The sequence below is a fragment of the Pseudomonas sp. 210_17 TE3656 genome, assembly GCF_054821965.1.
Map to the genome: position 1 here is coordinate 2014787 of NZ_JBTRBC010000001.1, position 17750 is coordinate 2032536.

17 protein-coding genes and 1 pseudogene are annotated in these 17750 nt (G+C 62.9%); all 18 read left to right on the top strand.

What is annotated here, in order from left to right:
- Positions 1–61: 61 nt before the first annotated feature.
- Entirely contained in the window at positions 62–499 is a 438-nt protein-coding gene (locus ACVI9W_RS09550) for an NfeD family protein (RefSeq protein ID WP_461529861.1), read from the top strand.
- Between the two features lie 23 nt (positions 500–522).
- Positions 523–1380: an SPFH domain-containing protein gene (locus ACVI9W_RS09555; protein WP_461529862.1), complete on the top strand. Its 858-nt coding sequence runs from the start codon at positions 523–525 to the stop codon at positions 1378–1380.
- Between the two features lie 119 nt (positions 1381–1499).
- The gene (locus ACVI9W_RS09560; protein ID WP_461529863.1) at positions 1500–1886 is read left to right on the top strand and encodes a DUF2946 domain-containing protein; all 387 of its coding nucleotides are present in this window, start codon (positions 1500–1502) and stop codon (positions 1884–1886) included.
- A 47-nt stretch (positions 1887–1933) separates the two neighbouring features.
- A complete protein-coding gene (locus ACVI9W_RS09565) occupies positions 1934–2404 on the top strand; it encodes a copper chaperone PCu(A)C (RefSeq protein ID WP_461529864.1) in 471 nt (156 codons plus the stop codon).
- 19 nt (positions 2405–2423) lie between these two features.
- Positions 2424–2858: a DUF2946 domain-containing protein gene (locus tag ACVI9W_RS09570; RefSeq protein WP_461529865.1), complete on the top strand. Its 435-nt coding sequence runs from the start codon at positions 2424–2426 to the stop codon at positions 2856–2858.
- An 80-nt stretch (positions 2859–2938) separates the two neighbouring features.
- Entirely contained in the window at positions 2939–5005 is a 2067-nt protein-coding gene (locus ACVI9W_RS09575; protein ID WP_461529866.1) for a TonB-dependent copper receptor, read from the top strand.
- Positions 5006–5063: 58 nt separating this feature from the next.
- A complete protein-coding gene (locus ACVI9W_RS09580; RefSeq protein WP_461529867.1) occupies positions 5064–6425 on the top strand; it encodes a PepSY-associated TM helix domain-containing protein in 1362 nt (453 codons plus the stop codon).
- Between the two features lie 150 nt (positions 6426–6575).
- Complete coding sequence (locus ACVI9W_RS09585; protein ID WP_461529868.1) at positions 6576–7364, top strand: ABC transporter ATP-binding protein; 789 nt, start codon at positions 6576–6578, stop codon at positions 7362–7364.
- The gene (locus ACVI9W_RS09590) at positions 7361–8308 is read left to right on the top strand and encodes an ABC transporter substrate-binding protein (protein WP_461529869.1); all 948 of its coding nucleotides are present in this window, start codon (positions 7361–7363) and stop codon (positions 8306–8308) included. The genes ACVI9W_RS09585 and ACVI9W_RS09590 overlap by 4 nt, the downstream gene beginning before the upstream one ends.
- Positions 8305–9315, top strand: a complete 1011-nt coding sequence (locus tag ACVI9W_RS09595) for a FecCD family ABC transporter permease (protein ID WP_038615119.1) — start codon at positions 8305–8307, stop codon at positions 9313–9315. The genes ACVI9W_RS09590 and ACVI9W_RS09595 overlap by 4 nt, the downstream gene beginning before the upstream one ends.
- 110 nt (positions 9316–9425) lie before the next feature.
- On the top strand, positions 9426–10841 hold the full coding sequence (gene cycA / locus ACVI9W_RS09600; protein ID WP_461529870.1) for a D-serine/D-alanine/glycine transporter: 1416 nt from the start codon (positions 9426–9428) through the stop codon (positions 10839–10841).
- Between the two features lie 204 nt (positions 10842–11045).
- A complete protein-coding gene (gene urtA, locus ACVI9W_RS09605) occupies positions 11046–12311 on the top strand; it encodes an urea ABC transporter substrate-binding protein (protein WP_461529871.1) in 1266 nt (421 codons plus the stop codon).
- Between the two features lie 104 nt (positions 12312–12415).
- On the top strand, positions 12416–13912 hold the full coding sequence (gene urtB / locus ACVI9W_RS09610) for an urea ABC transporter permease subunit UrtB (protein WP_461529872.1): 1497 nt from the start codon (positions 12416–12418) through the stop codon (positions 13910–13912).
- Positions 13912–14992, top strand: a pseudogene (urtC, locus tag ACVI9W_RS09615) (urea ABC transporter permease subunit UrtC). Before urtB ends, urtC begins: the two are co-directional and overlap by 1 nt.
- A gap of 35 nt (positions 14993–15027) precedes the next feature.
- Positions 15028–15849, top strand: a complete 822-nt coding sequence (gene urtD, locus ACVI9W_RS09620; protein ID WP_461531811.1) for an urea ABC transporter ATP-binding protein UrtD — start codon at positions 15028–15030, stop codon at positions 15847–15849.
- 90 nt (positions 15850–15939) lie between these two features.
- Entirely contained in the window at positions 15940–16638 is a 699-nt protein-coding gene (gene urtE / locus ACVI9W_RS09625) for an urea ABC transporter ATP-binding subunit UrtE (protein WP_038615129.1), read from the top strand.
- Between the two features lie 35 nt (positions 16639–16673).
- Entirely contained in the window at positions 16674–17207 is a 534-nt protein-coding gene (locus ACVI9W_RS09630; RefSeq protein ID WP_461529873.1) for a GNAT family N-acetyltransferase, read from the top strand.
- Positions 17208–17213: 6 nt separating this feature from the next.
- Positions 17214–17735: a GNAT family N-acetyltransferase gene (locus tag ACVI9W_RS09635; RefSeq protein ID WP_461529874.1), complete on the top strand. Its 522-nt coding sequence runs from the start codon at positions 17214–17216 to the stop codon at positions 17733–17735.
- Positions 17736–17750: the final 15 nt, after the last annotated feature.

Here is a 17750-nt window from a genome sequence, read left to right on the forward strand (position 1 = left end):
TAGCCCACCATCACTCCCCTGCCTTACACTACGCCCTTTCCCCCTGGAAGAATTCGCCCATATGGAAATGCAATGGTGGATCTGGCTGGTGTTCGGTTTCGGCCTGGTTGTGCTCGAACTCGTGCTGCCGACCTTCTTCATTCTCTGGTTCGGCATCGGCGCTGTGCTGGTGTCGTTCATCGCCTACCTGGCCCCGAGCCTGCAGCTCGACATGCAGGTGCTGCTCTGGGTAGCGCTCTCGTCCATTACCACGCTGCTGTGGTTCAAAGTGTTTCGCAAGAAGAAGCCGGACACCCGCTGGACCGCTGACAACGTGATCGGCGAAGTCGGCCTGCTCACCGCTACGGTCTCCGAGTTCACCAAGGGCCGTGTGCGCTTCCAGAAACCGATCCTCGGCAACGAGGAATGGATCTGCGTCGCCGATGCCGAGATCCCCTCGGACGAGCGCGTACGCATCACTGCCATCGAAGGCAATACTGCCCGGGTCACCCGGGCCTGATCAGCAAAAGGAAAGCTTGATACATGACCAGCCTTATCGTCGCCGCCACTATCGCCGCGTTCGTCATCATTACCCTGTTCAAAGGGGTGCGCATCGTGCCTCAGGGCGAGGAGTGGATCGTCGAGCGCCTGGGTCGCTACCACGCCACCCTCAAGCCCGGCCTGAACATCGTCATTCCCTACATGGACGTGGTCGCCTACCGCCTGCCGACCAAAGACATCATCCTCGACGTGCAGCAACAGGAAATCATCACCCGCGACAACGCCGTCATCGTCGCCAACGCGCTGTGCTTCGCCAAGGTCGTCGATCCGCAGAAAGCCGCCTACGGGGTGCAGGATTTCACCTACGCAGTCACCAGCCTGACCATGACCTCGCTGCGTGCCATTGTCGGCGCCATGGATCTGGACGAAGCCCTCTCCAGCCGCGAACAGATCAAGGCGCGCCTGCGCGAAGCGATGTCGGAGCAGACCGAAGACTGGGGCGTGACCGTCCGCTCGGTCGAGATCCAGGACATCAAGCCCTCGGAAAACATGCAGCACGCCATGGAACGCCAGGCCGCTGCCGAGCGTGAACGTAAAGCCGACGTCACCCGTGCCGAAGGTGCCAAGCAGGCCGCCATTCTCGAGGCTGAAGCCCGCCTGCAATCGGCCAAGCTCGATGCCGAAGCGCAGATCAACCTGGCCGAAGCCTCGGCCCGTTCGATCACCCTGGTCAGGGACGCGGTCGGCAACGAGATCACCCCGGCGATGTACCTGCTGGGTGAACGCTACATCGGTGCGATGGAAAACCTGGCCGGCAGCGACAACGCCAAAGTCGTGGTGCTCCCGGCCGACCTGCAGGAAACCGTGCGTGGCTTGATGGGTCGCAACAAGGCTGTTTGACCCTCAGCTACCCTCTAAAAGCCGGGCCCGTGCGACACTTCATCGCATGCCCGGCTTTTTTACATATACTTTCAACTCTGGCTAAATAGCCACCATTCGATTCCTGACCGGATCTCTCCATGCCATCACATCGGCTTGCCCATGCCTGGATCGCCTGCTTTGCAGTGCTGTTCAATCTGCTGGCCATGCCGTTGTCCGCTGCCGCGCCAAAAAGCCAGAGCGAACAGTTGCTCTGGGGTGCATTCTGCTCCACTGGCGGCACCAAACTGATCGCCATTTCTCTAGGCTCGCCGGACGGCAGCCAACAGAACGATGACCACTCGACCATGCAGCATTGCTGGTGCTGTTCCGGGGCTGCGCCACTGTTGGCACTGCCAGGGCATCCGCCACGCTTGCTGCTGCCTGCCCAGGACTTTGCACCGCCCAGGATCCTGCTCACCGCCAACCAGCCGACCCCGCGTCAACTGTGGCCGGCGCTGAATCCACGCGCCTCCCCTCTGGCCTGATTTCACTACGCTCACTGCTGCGAACCTGAATCGACTGGAGAATCACCATGTTCAAGAACGCCCTGCTGCTGGCCGCCCTGTTGCTGCCGGCAACCTTTGCCACTGCCCACGAATACACCAAGGGTGATCTGCATATCGCCCATCCGTGGTCGCAGGAACTGCCGCCCAACGCCCCTAACGTTGCTGCCTACTTCGTCATCCATAACAACGGTACTGCCGCCGACACGCTGCTCAGTGTCGACAGCCCGATCAGCGACGATGCCCAGTTGCATGAGCATGTGCACAAGGACGGCCTGATGAAAATGCAGCAGGTGCAGAGCGTCGAAGTGGCCCCAGGCAAAGACCTGGTGTTCGCCCCCGGTGCCTACCACGTGATGCTGATGCAACCCAAGGACCGCAGCCTGCTGACTGACGGCAAGCGCTTCCCGTTGACCCTGCATTTCAAGAACGCAGGCGACATCACCGTCCAAGTCGCGGTGCAGAAGCAAGCGCCCGAAGGTGAAGTACACAATCACTGACCGCTGAACGCTGCTCACCATGAGCATCGCCCGCAGCAGCCTCACCCGCCACGCGCGCCCTGATTCCAGGAGGGTTCGCGGCAGCTGGCTGAGCCTGTTCGCCATGTTGATGATCTTTATCGGCCCACTGGTTTCCCAGTCGATGCCGATGGATCACCGTGCCATGTCGAAAGACATGGGCATGAGCATGTCCATGAGCATGGACAGCAGCGCTGATTGCCATGGCGACAGCCATCACAACAGCAGTCCATCGCTGCATGTGATCTGGGAGAAATGTGGCTACTGCAGCCTGTTCTTCCACTGCCCGGCACTGCCGCAGGCCCTGAGCCTGCTCAATATCGAAGCGGCGCCTGCCAGCAGCACCCTGATCGTCCAGCCCCGCCAGGGCCATGCCCGGCAGACTGTTTTCCCCGGGGCCCGAACCCGCGCCCCACCGTCCTTCATCGCCGTCTGAAAACACTTTCCGCACTCAAGGCTCCGGCACCTCGCCGCTGACCTTGCGCGCCTTCATGACTGATCGATGTTGGAATCACTATGTCCAGCTGTACTGCTGTCTTTCGTTTGTCCCTGCGCGGGGCCCTCGCCGTGATCTGCGGCACCCTGCTCAGCCCTTTCGCCCTGGCCGCCAGCCAGCCGCTTGACGAGCACGCTCACGACGCTTCCGAACTGAGCCCGACGGTGATCACCGCCGTCGCCCCCAGTTCGCCCCTGACCATCGTCACCAACCCCAAGGACCCACGCCAACCGGTGCCGGCCAGCGATGGCGCCGACTACCTGAAAACCATCCCCGGCTTTTCCGCGATCCGCGCCGGCGGCACCAATGGCGACCCGGTACTGCGCGGCATGTTCGGCTCGCGCCTGAACATCCTCACCAACGGCGGCGTGATGCTCGGCGCCTGCCCCAACCGGATGGACGCCCCCACCTCTTACATCTCGCCGGAAACCTATGACCGCCTGACCGTGATCAAAGGCCCGCAAAGCGTGATCTGGGGCCCAGGCGCATCGGCCGGAACCATCCTCTTTGACCGTAACCCGGAGAAATTCGGTGAGCTGGGCAGCCGGGTCAACGCCAGCCTGCTGGCCGGCTCCAACGGCCGCTTCGACAAAGTCGTCGACACCGCTGCGGGCAACGCGCTTGGCTACGTGCGTTTTGTCGGCAACCAGTCGCACTCGGATGATTACGAGGACGGCAATGGCGACACCGTGCCGTCGCGCTGGGACAAGTGGAATGGCGATGTGGCCCTGGGCTGGACACCCGATGCCGACACCCTGGTGGAACTCACGGCCGGCAAGGGCGACGGCGAAGCCCGTTACGCCGGGCGCGGCATGGACGGCTCGCAGTTCAAGCGCGAAAGCCTCGGCCTGCGCTTTGAGAAGTCCAACATTGGCGAGGTCTGGGACAAACTTGAAGCCCAGGTCTACTACAACTACGCCGACCACGTGATGGACAACTACACCCTGCGCACACCCTCGGGCACGGGGATGATGGGTATGCCGATGGTCAGCAACGTCGACCGCCGCACCATGGGCGGCCGGATCAAGGGCACCTGGCGCTGGAGCGAGCTGCAATTGATCGCCGGCGTCGATGCGCAGACCAACGAACACCGCCAGCGCGGCGGCATGGGCATTGACGTGCACAAGGAGATGCCCTGGACCAAAGACGCCGACTTCCACAACTACGGCGCGTTCGGCGAACTGACCTGGTATGCCGCCGAGCAGGACCGCGTGATCAGCGGCGCGCGCCTGGACCGTGCCTCGGCCAAGGACTACCGGGAAACCAGCGCTACCAACGGCGATACCCGCGCAGACACCCTGCCCAGCGGTTTTGTCCGCTACGAGCATGACCTTGTCGAGATCCCTGCCACCACCTACGTTGGCCTCGGCCACGCCGAGCGCTTCCCGGACTACTGGGAACTGTTTTCACCCAAGTCAGGGCCAGCCGGTTCGGTCAATGCCTTCGACAGCATCAAACCGGAGAAAACCACGCAGCTGGACTTCGGCATCCAGTACCAGACCGAAGATCTGCAAGCCTGGGCGTCAGGCTATGTCGGACAGATCCGCGACTACATCCTCTTCGACTACCGCACGAACATGATGGGCAAGAGCAGCTCGAGGGCGCAGAACGTCGACGCGCGGATCATGGGAGGCGAACTGGGGGCGGCGTATATGTTGACCTCCAACTGGAAAGCCGACGCAACCCTGGCCTACGCTTGGGGCAAGAACAGCAGTGATGGCACGGCGCTGCCACAGATGCCGCCGCTGGAAAGCCGCCTGGGCTTGACCTACAGCCGTGACGATTGGAGCGCGGGCGCACTCTGGCGCGTGGTGGCCGCGCAGAACCGCATTGCCGAAAACTACGGCAACGTGGTCGGCAAGGACTATGAAAAAAGCGCGGGTTTCGGGGTGTTTTCGCTCAATGGCAGCTACAAGGTCAGCAAGCACCTGAAGCTCAGCGCGGGGGTCGACAACCTGTTCGACAAGGCTTACGCCGAACACCTGAACCTGGCGGGTAATGCCGGCTTTGGTTATCCCGCGAGCGATCCACAGGCCATCAATGAGCCGGGGCGCACGCTCTGGACCAAGGTCGACCTGAGTTTCTGATCCATCACCGGGGCGCGATCAGCGATCGCGCCTTCTCTGCACAACATGGGAGCACACCATGAGCAAACCGCCGATTAGTTTTTACAACCTGGCCTGGCGTTGGCACTTTTATGCCGGGCTGTTCGTCGCCCCGTTCATGATCCTGCTGGCGATCACCGGGATCATCTACCTGTTCAAACCACAGCTTGATCCGTTGCTCTACCGCGACTTGATGGTGGTCGAGGCCGGGCACCACACACAAAGCGCCGACAGCTTGCTGCAGCAAGTGCACCAGGCTTACCCCAAGGGCCAGATCAGCCAGTACCTGCCAGCGGTGGCCGCCGACCGTAGCGCGCAGTTTGTGGTTCAGGATGCAGGTCGTGAACTGAATGTGTTCATCAACCCCTACGACGGCAACGTGCTGGGCGAGCAGGACGCGAAAAGCAACCTGCAAGCGGTCGCCCGTGCCCTGCATGGCGAGTTGATGATCGGCACCGTCGGCGATCGTCTGGTGGAGCTGGCCGCAGGCTGGGGCATCGTCCTGGTGGTGTCCGGCCTGTACCTCTGGTGGCCGCGCGGCAAGCGTAGCGCCGGCGTGCTCTGGCCACGCCTGAATGCCCGCGGACGCCTGCTATGGCGCGACCTGCACGCGGTCACCGGGTTCTGGGGGTCGGCCTTGCTGCTATTGATGCTGCTCAGTGGCATGACCTGGACCGGTTTCTGGGGCAAGCACTACGCCGATGTCTGGAACACCTTCCCGGCAGCGATGTGGAACGATGTGCCCAAGTCCGATCAACAGGCTCGCGAGCTCAACAGCGCAACGCGCCAGACCGTACCCTGGGCGATGGAAAACACCCCCATGCCACAATCCGGCGCGCATGCCGAACATTCCGGGCACAGCATGGGGGCCAGTGCACCGGCGGCCCCGCAGATCAGCCTGCAGCAAGTCCAGGACCTGGCCAGCACCCGCGTGGTCGAACCTGGCTACAGCATCACGCTGCCCACCAGCGCCGACGGCGTATACACCATTGCCGTATTCGCAGACGACCCACGCAATGACGCCACCCTGCATGTCGACCAGTACACCGGCAAGGTCCTGGTGGATGTGCGTTGGCAGGATTACAACAACGTTGCCCGCGCCACCGAGCTTGGGGTGATGCTGCATGAGGGCAAGATGTTCGGCCCGCTCAATCAGATCATCATTCTGCTGGTGTGCCTGATGATCCTGCTCGGTTCGGTCAGCGGACTGGTGATGTGGTGGAAGCGACGTCCCGAGGGTGGTCTTGGCGTACCGCCACTGCGTCATGACCTGCCGCGCTGGAAGACTGCAACCGTGATCATGATTGGGTTAGGGGTGGCATTTCCATTGGTGGGCATTTCGCTGCTTGCGGTTTGGGTGTTGGACTGGGGAGTGTTGTCACGGAAACTGAAAGTAGCCTGACGTGCGCCTGTGGGAGCGGGCTTGCCCCGCGATGCGATGTGGCTGACAAACCGCAATCGCGGGGCAAGCCCGCTCCCACCGAGCTGACCCCGCATCCCCCCCCGCCTGCTAATTCCGCTAACATACGCGCCCGCTTTCGACAGGACTGTCATGAGTACCCTGAGTATCAGCGACCTGCACTGGTCGCCCCTGGGCCACGGCCATTGTCATCACCAGTTCCAGCTGCGCGCGGTCGATCTGCAGGTCAGGGCGGGGGAGTTCGTCGGCCTGATCGGGCCTAATGGCAGTGGCAAGACCAGCCTGCTGCGCTGCGCTTATCGCTTCAACAAGCCCGAGCGTGGCCAGGTGCGTCTGGATGAGCACGACCTGTGGCGGCAATCGCCGCGCTGGTGTGCCCAGCGTATCGCCGTGGTCCTGCAAGAGTTTCCCGATGCCTTCGGCCTCAACGTCGAGGAAGTCGTCGCCATGGGCCGCACCCCGCACAAGGGCCTGTTCGACGGCGACAACGACGAAGACCGCCGCTTGGTCAAATCAGCACTGCAGGCGGTCGGCCTGGAGGGTTTCGACGACCACGCCTTTGCCAGCCTGTCAGGCGGTGAAAAGCAGCGGGTAATCCTCGCCCGCGCGCTGGTTCAACAACCGCAGCTGTTGATCCTCGACGAGCCGACCAACCACCTCGATCCGCGTTATCAGCTGGAGCTGTTGCAGCAGGTGCGGCGCCTGGGTATCGGTACCCTGGCGAGCATCCATGACCTGAACCTGGCCGCCGCATTTTGTGATCGCCTGTATGTGCTGGACCACGGGCGCATCGTCGGCAGCGGCACGCCAAGCGAAGTGCTCACCACCGAGTTGCTGCACGAGGTCTTCGGGGTACAGGCACTGATCGACCGCCACCCCCTCGCCGACCACCCACGCCTTACCTGGATAACCCAGCGATGATTCGAACCACCCTGTTTCTGCTGCTGGGCCTGCTCGCCAGCACCAGCGCCTTCGCCCAGGCGACCCAGTACCCGTTGACCATTCAGAGCTGCAACCGCCAGGTAACCTTCAACAGGGCCCCGACGCATGCCCTGAGCCATGACATCAACATGACCCAGATGATGCTTGCCCTCGGCTTGCGCCAGCACATGGTCGGCTACAGCGGTGTCAGCGGCTGGAAGGCAGTCACCCCTGAGCTGCGCAAAGAACTCGAGGGCCTGCCGGAGCTGGCCAGCAAGTACCCGTCGGTGGAAACCCTGCTCAACGCCAATGTCGACTTCTTCTTCGCCGGCTGGGACTACGGCATGCGCGTCGGTGGCGACCTGACCCCGCAGACCCTGGCGCCGCTGGACATCCCGGTGTACGAGTTGACCGAGTCCTGCGCCTTCGTCATGAAGCGTCCGGCGGCCAGCCTCGACGATACCTACAACGACCTGCGCAACCTGGGCCGGATTTTCGATGTGCAGGACCGCGCCGAGCAGTTGATCGGCCAGATGCAACAGCGCATCGCCGTCGTACAGCAACAACTGCCCGCACAGCGCCCACGGGTGTTCCTGTATGACAGCGGCGAAGACCGGGCCATGACCTCCGGGCGCCTGGGCATGCCGCAAGCGCTGATCGACGCTGCTGGTGGCCGCAACGTACTGGACGATATCGAAGCCAGCTGGACCCGGGTGAACTGGGAGAGCGTGGTCGAGCGCAATCCTGAAGTGATTGTCATCGTCGACTATGGCGAAATCAGCGCCGCGCAGAAACAGGCATTCCTCGAACAGCACCCGGCCCTGCAATCGGTGGCGGCAATCCGCAACAAGCGCTTCGTAGTCATTCCCTACGTCGGCGCCACGCCGAGCCTGGAAAACGTCGAGGCCATCGAAGCCATCGCCGCAGGCCTGCACGACACATGAGTCGCTATCGCCTGCTGTTGCTCGGACTGATTGGCCTGCTGCTGGTGTCCTGCGTGGTGTCGCTGGGTTTTGGCGCCGCGCCGGTACCAGTCGAGGTGGTATGGCGAGTGCTGCTGTTCAAGGTCTTCGGCATTGCCCCCGAAGCCCCCGCCTGGAGCACCGGGCAGGAACATATCGTCTGGCTTATTCGCGTTCCGCGCATGCTCCTCGCGGCACTGGTCGGTGGTGGGCTGGCAATGATCGGGGCGGTGTTGCAGGCGACGACGCGCAACCCCCTGGCCGACCCGCACCTGCTCGGCGTGACTTCCGGTGCCACGCTCGGTGCGGTGCTGGTGGTACTGCACATCGGTGAAGTACTCGGTGTGCTGACCTTGCCGCTGGCAGCCTTTGTCGGTGCCCTGTGCAGCATGCTGCTAGTGCTGGCGATTGCCAGCCGCCATGGCCGCCTGGACAGCGACCGCCTGCTGCTGTGCGGCGTGGCGGTGGCCTTTGTGATGATGGCCATCGCCAACCTGTTGCTGTTTCTCGGCGACCACCGCGCCAGCTCCGCGGTGATGTTCTGGATGCTCGGCGGCCTGGGCCTGGCGCGCTGGGAGCTGCTGCCGATCCCGGCTATCAGCGTGCTGCTGGGGCTGACCCTGTTGCTGGGCATGGCCCGCGCGCTGAATGCGCTGATGGCTGGCGAACAAACGGCGGTGACCCTCGGTTTGAATGCGCGCTCGGTGCGCCTGGTGGCCTTCCTGATCTGCTCGCTGCTGACCGGAGTACTGGTGGCGATCAGTGGTTCCATCGGCTTCGTCGGCCTGATGGTCCCGCACATTGCCCGACGCCTGGTCGGTGCCGAACACACGCGCCTGCTGCCGGTGTGCCTGCTGCTCGGCAGCCTGTTCCTGATCTGGGTCGATGTTGCCGCGCGCACACTGATTTCGCCGGAGGACCTGCCCATCGGTATCGCCACCGCAGCCATCGGCGGTCTGTTCTTTATTGGCTTGATGCGCAAGCGTTGATCACCGTCAACCACGCTTTGGTCTTGAGACGTATTGTCGCGGTTGCGCCAGGAAGGCGCGTGTTAGCCTAACGCGCACAAGAGAACTGTACTGAACGGAATGCCTAGCCTATGACCGCGAACCTGTCCCCGCAACACCCCACGCCTGACGAACACGAACACCTCGAACGCAGCCTCTCCAACCGCCATATCCAGCTGATCGCCATCGGTGGCGCCATCGGCACCGGGCTGTTCATGGGCTCGGGCAAGACCATCAGCCTCGCCGGCCCGTCGATCATCTTCGTCTACATGATCATCGGCTTCATGCTGTTCTTCGTCATGCGCGCCATGGGCGAACTGTTGCTGTCGAACCTGGAATACAAGTCGTTCATCGATTTCTCCGCCGACCTGCTCGGTCCCTGGGCGGGCTATTTCACCGGCTGGACCTACTGGTTCTGCTGGATCATCACCGGTATCGCCGACGTCATTGCCATCTCCGCCTACTCACAGTTCTGGTTTCCCGACCTGCCCCAGTGGGCGCCGGCGCTGGCCTGCGTCGGCCTGCTGCTGTCGCTGAACCTGATCACGGTGAAGATGTTCGGCGAGATCGAGTTCTGGTTCGCGATGATCAAGATCGTCGCCATTCTCGCCCTGGTCGGCACCGGCCTGTACATGGTCCTGGTCGGCTTCGAATCGCCCGCCGGACGTACCGCCAACCTGGCCAACCTGTGGAACGATGACGGCATGTTCCCCCATGGCCTGATGGGCTTCTTCGCCGGTTTCCAGATTGCCGTGTTTGCCTTCGTCGGTATCGAACTGGTGGGTACCACCGCCGCCGAGGCGAAGAACCCCGAGCGCACCCTGCCACGTGCGATCAACTCGATTCCAGTGCGGATCATCATCTTCTACGTACTGGCGCTGATCACCATCATGGTGGTGACGCCATGGCGTGACGTGGTGCCGGGCAAGAGCCCGTTCGTTGAACTGTTCGTGCTGGCGGGCCTGCCTGCGGCGGCGAGCATCATCAACTTCGTGGTGCTGACCTCGGCCGCCTCTTCGGCCAACAGCGGCGTGTTCTCCACCAGCCGCATGCTGTTCGGCCTGGCCCAGCAAGGCGATGCGCCGCGCAGCTTCGAACACCTGTCCAGCCGCAAGGTACCGGCCAACGGCCTATACTTCTCCTGCACCTGCCTGTTGCTCGGCGCGGCGCTGATGTACGTGATTCCCGACCTGATCGAAGCCTTCACCCTGGTGACCACGGTGTCGGCGATCCTGTTCATGTTCGTCTGGACCCTGATCCTGCTGTCGTACCTGAGCTTCCGCAAAAACCGCGCGCCCCTGCATCAGGCGTCGAAGTACAAGATGCCCGGCGGACGTTTGATGTGCTACGTGTGCCTGACTTTCTTCGCCTTCATCCTGGTGCTGCTGAGCCTGGAGAGCGACACCCGTCAGGCATTGATCGTCACGCCGCTGTGGTTCCTGTTGCTGGCCGTGACCTATCAGTTCGTGCGGCGCAATCGCCAAGCGTTGGCAACCCAGCAGAACTGACCCCCAGCCGGTTGCGCACCAGCGCGGCGCAACCGGCTGCACCGCCTCCCCCGTTCAGCCCCAGGCCGGTGCAAGCATTCTCCTCTACACCCCTCAATGCCCGTGCCAGAGCCCTCGGCGGTTCCGGCACAGCCTTTGCTAAAGCTCTCTCCCGAAGTCGCCATCTGCCTTACCCGCACATTCGAACTCAACGGAGAGAGCACTATGAAGCGTCGCAGTCTGATCAAGGCCTTCACCCTCAGCGCGTCCATCGCGGCGATGGGTCTTAGCTGGAGCATCCAGGCCGCCGAGACCATCAAGGTCGGCATCCTGCATTCGCTGTCCGGGACCATGGCGATTTCCGAGACCTCGCTCAAGGACATGGCCTTGATGACCATCGAGCAGATCAACGCCAAGGGTGGCGTCAACGGCAAGCTGCTGGAACCGGTAGTGGTCGACCCGGCGTCGAACTGGCCGCTGTTCGCCGAGAAAGGCCGCCAGTTGCTGACCCAGGACAAGGTCGCGGTGGTATTCGGTTGCTGGACCTCGGTGTCACGCAAGTCGGTGCTGCCGGTGTTCGAGGAGCTCAACGGCCTGCTGTTCTACCCGGTGCAGTACGAAGGCGAAGAAATGTCTCCGAACGTCTTCTACACCGGCGCCGCGCCGAACCAGCAGGCGATCCCGGCGGTGGAGTACCTGATGAGCGAAGAAGGCGGCGCGGCCAGGCGCTACTTCCTGCTCGGCACCGACTATGTCTATCCACGCACCACCAACAAGATTCTGCGCGCCTTCCTGCACAGCAAGGGCGTGGCCGACAAGGACATCGAAGAGGTCTACACGCCGTTTGGCCACAGCGACTATCAAACCATCGTCGCCAACATCAAGAAGTTCTCCGCAGGCGGCAAGACGGCGGTGATCTCCACGGTCAACGGCGACTCCAACGTGCCGTTCTACAAGGAACTGGCCAACCAGGGCCTGAAAGCCACCGACGTGCCGGTGGTGGCCTTTTCCGTGGGTGAAGAAGAACTGCGCGGGATCGACACCAAGCCGTTGGTGGGGCATCTGGCAGCATGGAACTACTTCGAGTCGGTGGACAACCCGGTCAACAGCCAGTTCGTCGCCGACTGGAAAGCCTACGCCAAGGCCAAGAACCTGCCGGGCGCCGACAAGGCGGTGACCAACGATCCGATGGAAGCCACCTACGTCGGTATCCATATGTGGGCCCAGGCAGTCGAGAAGGCTGGCACCACCGATGTCGACAAGGTCCAAGAAGCCCTGGCCGGGCAGACTTTCAAAGCACCATCGGGCTACACCCTGACCATGGACAAGACCAACCACCACCTGCACAAGCCGGTGATGATCGGCGAGATCCAGGATGACGGGCAGTTCAACGTGGTCTGGGAGACCGAGCAGCCACTGCGGGCGCAGCCGTGGAGCCCGTTCATTCCGGGTAATGACAAGCGGCCGGATTATGCGGTGAAGGGTAACTGAGTTCATCGCGGGGCAAGCCCGCTCCCACAGGGGGGATACACAACCCCGGTGGGAGCGGGCTTGCCCCGCGAAGAGGCCCCAAAGCACCCCACAAGGAAACCGTCATGCCCAAGGCTCTCCTGTACCTTTTCCTCAGTCTTCTACTGCTGCCCCTGGCCGCCCAGGCCAGCGATGCCGACTACTTCATCGCCGCCAAGGCCAACGACCAGGCCCGCCTGCTTCAGGACTGGGCAGCACAACCCGACCCGGCTCGCCTGGAACTGCTGACTTCCCTGCAGCAGGGCCGCCTCAGCCCCACCGACAACCGCAAGCTGCGCCTGAACAATCGCCTGCGCGGTCTGGTAGATAACGCCCTGGCCAGCCACCAACTGCTCAGCGCCGACGCCAAGGTGCGCCTTGGCGCTGCCCAGCAGTTGCAAAAAACTGCCCAGCCGGCGCAAGTTGCCTTCCTCGACCGGCGCTTCGCCAGCGAAACCGATGCCGCGGTGCATGCGGCCCTCGGCCTGGCCCTGGCCAACCTGCAACTGGCGGCCAGCGACCCGGCCGTATGCCTGGCCGCCGTACGTCTGCTCGGTGAAACCGGCGACCCGATGGCCCGCACCCGCCTCGAATCGCTGCTTGAACCTGGCGTAGAAACCGACGCCAGTGTCCGCACCGCCGCCGAAACCAGCCTGGCCCAGGTCAAGCGCAAGCTGCTGGTCGGTGAACTGCTCGGCCAGGCCTTCAGTGGCCTGTCGCTGGGCTCGATCCTGCTGTTGGCCGCCCTGGGCCTGGCGATCACCTTCGGCCTGCTCGGGGTGATCAACATGGCCCACGGCGAGATGCTGATGCTCGGCGCTTACGCCACCTATGTGGTGCAGGTGCTGATCCAGCGCTACGCACCAAGCGCCATCGAGTTCTATCCGCTGATTGCCCTGCCAGTGGCCTTCACCGTCAGCGCCGGGGTCGGCATGTTCCTGGAGCGCACGGTGATCCGTCACTTGTATGGCCGCCCGCTGGAAACCCTGCTGGCAACCTGGGGCATCAGCCTGATCCTGATTCAGGCCATCCGCCTGCTGTTTGGCGCGCAGAACGTTGAAGTGGCCAACCCGGCCTGGCTCTCCGGTGGCATCCAGGTGCTGCCCAACCTGGTCCTGCCCTACAGCCGCATGGTGATCATCGGCTTCGCCCTGTTTGTGGTGCTGCTGACCTGGCTGCTGCTCAACCGCACACGCCTGGGTTTGAACGTGCGCGCCGTCACCCAGAACCGCAACATGGCCGCCTGCTGTGGCGTGCCCACCGGGCGCGTGGACATGCTCGCCTTTGGCCTCGGGTCGGGCATCGCCGGGCTCGGCGGCGTGGCCCTGAGCCAGATCGGCAACGTCGGCCCGGACCTGGGCCAGAGCTACATCATAGATTCCTTCCTGGTGGTGGTGCTCGGCGGTGTCGGCCAACTCGCTGGCAGCCTCTGGGCCGCCTTCGGCTTAGGGATAGCCAACAAACTGCTGGAGCCGCAAATCGGTGCGGTGCTCGGCAAGATCCTCATCCTTGCGCTGATCATTCTGTTCATCCAGAAACGCCCGCAAGGCCTCTTCGCCCTCAAGGGACGGGTAATCGACTGATGAACCAGCCTCTGCTTGTTACCGCCAGCCAGAAGGCTGGCCCACGCTGGACGGTGGCCATTGCTGCTGTTGTCCTGCTGGTGCTGCTGGCCCTGCCCTTGCTGTCGTTGCTGCCCGACGGCCACGGCCTGCAGGTCTCGGCCTACACCCTGACTCTGGTAGGCAAGATCCTCTGCTACGCCATTGTCGCCCTGGCGCTGGATCTGGTCTGGGGCTATGCCGGATTGCTGTCGCTGGGCCACGGGCTGTTCTTCGCCCTCGGCGGTTATGCCATGGGCATGTACCTGATGCGCGAGGCGGCGGGCGATGGTCTGCCGGCGTTCATGACCTTCCTGTCGTGGACCGAACTGCCCTGGTACTGGGCCGGCACCCAGCACTTTGCCTGGGCCCTGTGTCTGGTGGTGCTGGCGCCCGGACTGCTGGCGTTGGTGTTCGGCTTCTTCGCCTTCCGCTCACGGATCAAGGGCGTGTATTTCTCGATCATGACCCAGGCCCTGACCTTCGCCGGCATGCTCTTGTTCTTTCGCAACGAGACCGGTTTTGGCGGCAACAACGGCTTCACCAACTTTCGCAGCATCCTCGGTTTTCCGATCACTGCGCAAAGCACCCGCGCGGTGCTGTTCCTGCTGACCGTCGCGCTGCTGGTGGTCAGCCTGTACCTGGGCTGGCGCCTGGCGCGGAGCAAGTTCGGCCGGGTGCTGACCGCGCTGCGCGACGCCGAGAACCGGCTGATGTTCTGTGGCTACGACCCGCGTGGTTTCAAGCTGTTCGTCTGGGTGCTCAGCGCCGTGCTCTGCGGCTTTGGCTGGCGCGCTGTACGTACCGCAGGTGGGCATCATCAACCCCAGTGAAATGTCGCCGACCAACTCCATCGAAGCCGCTGTCTGGGTAGCGCTGGGCGGACGCGGCACCCTGATCGGCCCGTTGCTCGGCGCCGGTCTGGTCAATGGCATGAAGAGCTGGTTCACCGTGGCGTTTCCCGAGTACTGGCTGTTCTGCCTGGGAGCGCTGTTCATTGTGGTCACCTTGTACCTGCCCAAAGGCGTGGTCGGACTGCTGAAGAAAAGGGGCGAGCAATGAGAGCCATACCACTGCCACCGGTGCACCCGGAGTTCATGCTCGAACCGATCCTCGACGCCGGCAGCGGCCGCGATGCCATCGGCCTTGGCCAGGTGCGCGGCGCAGGCCTGGATGCCCGCCACGGCACGGTCCTGACGCTGGAGGACATCAGCGTCAGCTTCGACGGATTCAAGGCGCTCAATGCGCTCAATCTGTACATCGGCGTCGGCGAATTGCGCTGCATCATCGGCCCTAACGGCGCGGGTAAAACCACCCTCATGGATGTGATCACCGGCAAGACCCGCCCCAGCAGCGGCAAGGCCTGGTTCGGCGATACCCTCGACCTGACGCGCATGAGCGAAGTACAGATCGCCCAGGCCGGCATCGGGCGCAAGTTCCAGAAGCCGACGGTGTTCGAGGCCTTGAGTGTGTTCGAGAACCTGGAACTGGCGCAGAAGGCCGACAAGTCGGTACTCGCCAGCCTGGTTGCACGCCTGAGTGGTGAACAAAGGGACCGTATCGACGAAATCCTCCACACCATTCGCCTGACCGCCTCTGCCCAGCGCCCGGCGGGTTTGCTCTCGCACGGCCAGAAGCAATTCCTCGAGATCGGCATGCTGTTGATGCAAGACCCGCAACTGCTGTTGCTCGATGAACCGGTGGCGGGCATGACCGACGCTGAAACCGAGTTCACCGCCGAACTGTTCAAGGGCCTGGCCGGCAAGCATTCGCTGATGGTGGTCGAGCACGACATGGGCTTTGTCGGCAGCATTGCCGACCATGTCACCGTGCTGCACCAGGGTAGTGTGCTGGCAGAGGGTTCGCTGGAACAGGTGCAGGCTGAGGATCGGGTTATTGAGGTTTATCTGGGTAGGTAATTTAAAGCATCGCGGGGCAAGCCCGCTCCCACAGGGGGGGCTCGGTGGGAGCGGGCTTGCCCCGCGAAAAGGCCAACCAAGGACAACACCATGCTGAAAATCGACTCACTGCACCAATACTACGGCGGCAGCCACATCCTGCGCGGTCTGTCTTTCGAGGCCAGGGTCGGCGAAGTGACCTGCCTGCTGGGCCGCAACGGCGTCGGCAAGACCACCCTGCTGCGCTGCCTGATGGGCCTGCTGCCCACCCGTGAAGGCAGCGTGCACTGGGAGGGCCAGGCCATCACCGCACTCAAGCCGCATCAACGGGTACAAGCCGGTATCGCCTATGTCCCCCAGGGCCGGGAGATTTTCCCGCGCCTGAGCGTCGAAGAAAACCTGCTGATGGGCCTGTCGCGCTTCAGCGCCAGCCAGGCCAGAAGCGTCCCGCCGTTCATCTACGAACTGTTCCCGGTACTGCTGCAGATGAAACACCGCCGTGGCGGTGACCTCTCCGGTGGCCAGCAACAGCAACTGGCGATCGGCCGCGCCCTGGCCAGCCAGCCACGCCTGCTGATCCTCGATGAGCCAACCGAAGGCATCCAGCCCTCGGTGATCAAGGAAATTGGCGCGGTCATCAGCAAACTGGCCGCCCGTGGCGACATGGCCATCCTCCTGGTTGAGCAGTTCTACGACTTTGCCGCCGAACTTGCCGACCAGTACCTGGTGATGTCGCGCGGCGAAATCGTCCAGGCCGGACGCGGTGAAAACATGGAAGCCGAAGGTGTGCGCGGGCTGGTAACCATTTAACCTGACAACACTTCGTAGACGTTCGAGAAGCTGCCATGACTTACCTGATTCGTGATGCCGTAACTGCCGATCTGCCGGGCATTCGCGACATCTACAACGACGCCGTGCTCAACACCACGGCGATCTGGAATGAACAACCCGTTGATCTAGCCAATCGCCAGGCCTGGTTCGACGCCCGCCAGGCCCAGCGCTACCCGATCCTGGTAGCGGTGGACGCAGCCGCAGGCAACGACGTGCTTGGCTATGCTTCATTCGGCGACTGGCGGCCCTTCGAAGGCTTTCGCCATACCGTCGAGCACTCGGTGTACATCCGCAGCGACCAGCGCGGCAACGGTCTGGGTCCGAAACTGATGGCGGCCTTGATCGAGCGCGCACGCGCCTGTGACAAGCATGTGTTGGTCGCTGCCATCGAAAGCGGCAATGCCGCCTCGATCCGTTTACACGAGCGTCTGGGTTTCACCTTAAACGGGCAGATGCCTCAGGTGGGGGTGAAGTTCGGTCGCTGGCTCGACCTGACATTTATGCAGTTGATCCTCAACCCCGGCGCGCCCCCACGCTCAACGGAGTGAAGTTCCATGAATGCAGCGCAACTCAATCGTGTCACCGCTGAAGGCTTTGCCTACTACCGCGACGGCCTGATGGCGCTGTTGCTGGATGCCGTCGCGCACGGCGCTTCGGTGGGCTTTCTGGCGGACCTCGATACACAGCAGGCCAACAGCTATCTCGATGAAGTGAAACAGCGCCTGGTCAGCGGCGAGCTGCTGCTGTGGGTGGTCGGCAAAGACAAGGAAGTGCTGGGCAGTGTGCAGTTGGGGCTGTGCCAGAAGCTCAATGGCTTGAAACGCGCCGAAGTGCAGAAGCTGCTGGTGCACAGTGCGGCGCGGCGCCGCGGACTGGGGTTGCAACTGATGCAGGCCCTGGAAGCGGCGGCGCGGCAGAAACAGCGTAATACGTTGTATCTAGATACCGAGGCGGGGTCGGGGGCGGAGGCGTTCTATCAGTCGCTGGGGTATATCAAGGCGGGGGAAATTCCGGAGTACGCCTGCGGGCCGAATGGCACGTATCGGCCGACGGCGTTGTATTACAAATTACTTTAGGAATTCAGTGCAGGC

Excerpts from the sequence above, each read along its gene's own strand:
- ACVI9W_RS09550 (WP_461529861.1), top strand. The coding sequence starts at position 62 with ATGGAAATGCAATGGTGGATCTGGCTGGTGTTCGGTTTCGGCCTGGTT.
- ACVI9W_RS09555 (WP_461529862.1), top strand. The coding sequence starts at position 523 with ATGACCAGCCTTATCGTCGCCGCCACTATCGCCGCGTTCGTCATCATT.
- ACVI9W_RS09560 (WP_461529863.1), top strand. The coding sequence starts at position 1,500 with ATGCCATCACATCGGCTTGCCCATGCCTGGATCGCCTGCTTTGCAGTG.
- ACVI9W_RS09565 (WP_461529864.1), top strand. The coding sequence starts at position 1,934 with ATGTTCAAGAACGCCCTGCTGCTGGCCGCCCTGTTGCTGCCGGCAACC.
- ACVI9W_RS09570 (WP_461529865.1), top strand. The coding sequence starts at position 2,424 with ATGAGCATCGCCCGCAGCAGCCTCACCCGCCACGCGCGCCCTGATTCC.
- ACVI9W_RS09575 (WP_461529866.1), top strand. The coding sequence starts at position 2,939 with ATGTCCAGCTGTACTGCTGTCTTTCGTTTGTCCCTGCGCGGGGCCCTC.
- ACVI9W_RS09580 (WP_461529867.1), top strand. The coding sequence starts at position 5,064 with ATGAGCAAACCGCCGATTAGTTTTTACAACCTGGCCTGGCGTTGGCAC.
- ACVI9W_RS09585 (WP_461529868.1), top strand. The coding sequence starts at position 6,576 with ATGAGTACCCTGAGTATCAGCGACCTGCACTGGTCGCCCCTGGGCCAC.
- ACVI9W_RS09590 (WP_461529869.1), top strand. The coding sequence starts at position 7,361 with ATGATTCGAACCACCCTGTTTCTGCTGCTGGGCCTGCTCGCCAGCACC.
- ACVI9W_RS09595 (WP_038615119.1), top strand. The coding sequence starts at position 8,305 with ATGAGTCGCTATCGCCTGCTGTTGCTCGGACTGATTGGCCTGCTGCTG.
- cycA (WP_461529870.1), top strand. The coding sequence starts at position 9,426 with ATGACCGCGAACCTGTCCCCGCAACACCCCACGCCTGACGAACACGAA.
- urtA (WP_461529871.1), top strand. The coding sequence starts at position 11,046 with ATGAAGCGTCGCAGTCTGATCAAGGCCTTCACCCTCAGCGCGTCCATC.
- urtB (WP_461529872.1), top strand. The coding sequence starts at position 12,416 with ATGCCCAAGGCTCTCCTGTACCTTTTCCTCAGTCTTCTACTGCTGCCC.
- urtD (WP_461531811.1), top strand. The coding sequence starts at position 15,028 with ATGCTCGAACCGATCCTCGACGCCGGCAGCGGCCGCGATGCCATCGGC.
- urtE (WP_038615129.1), top strand. The coding sequence starts at position 15,940 with ATGCTGAAAATCGACTCACTGCACCAATACTACGGCGGCAGCCACATC.
- ACVI9W_RS09630 (WP_461529873.1), top strand. The coding sequence starts at position 16,674 with ATGACTTACCTGATTCGTGATGCCGTAACTGCCGATCTGCCGGGCATT.
- ACVI9W_RS09635 (WP_461529874.1), top strand. The coding sequence starts at position 17,214 with ATGAATGCAGCGCAACTCAATCGTGTCACCGCTGAAGGCTTTGCCTAC.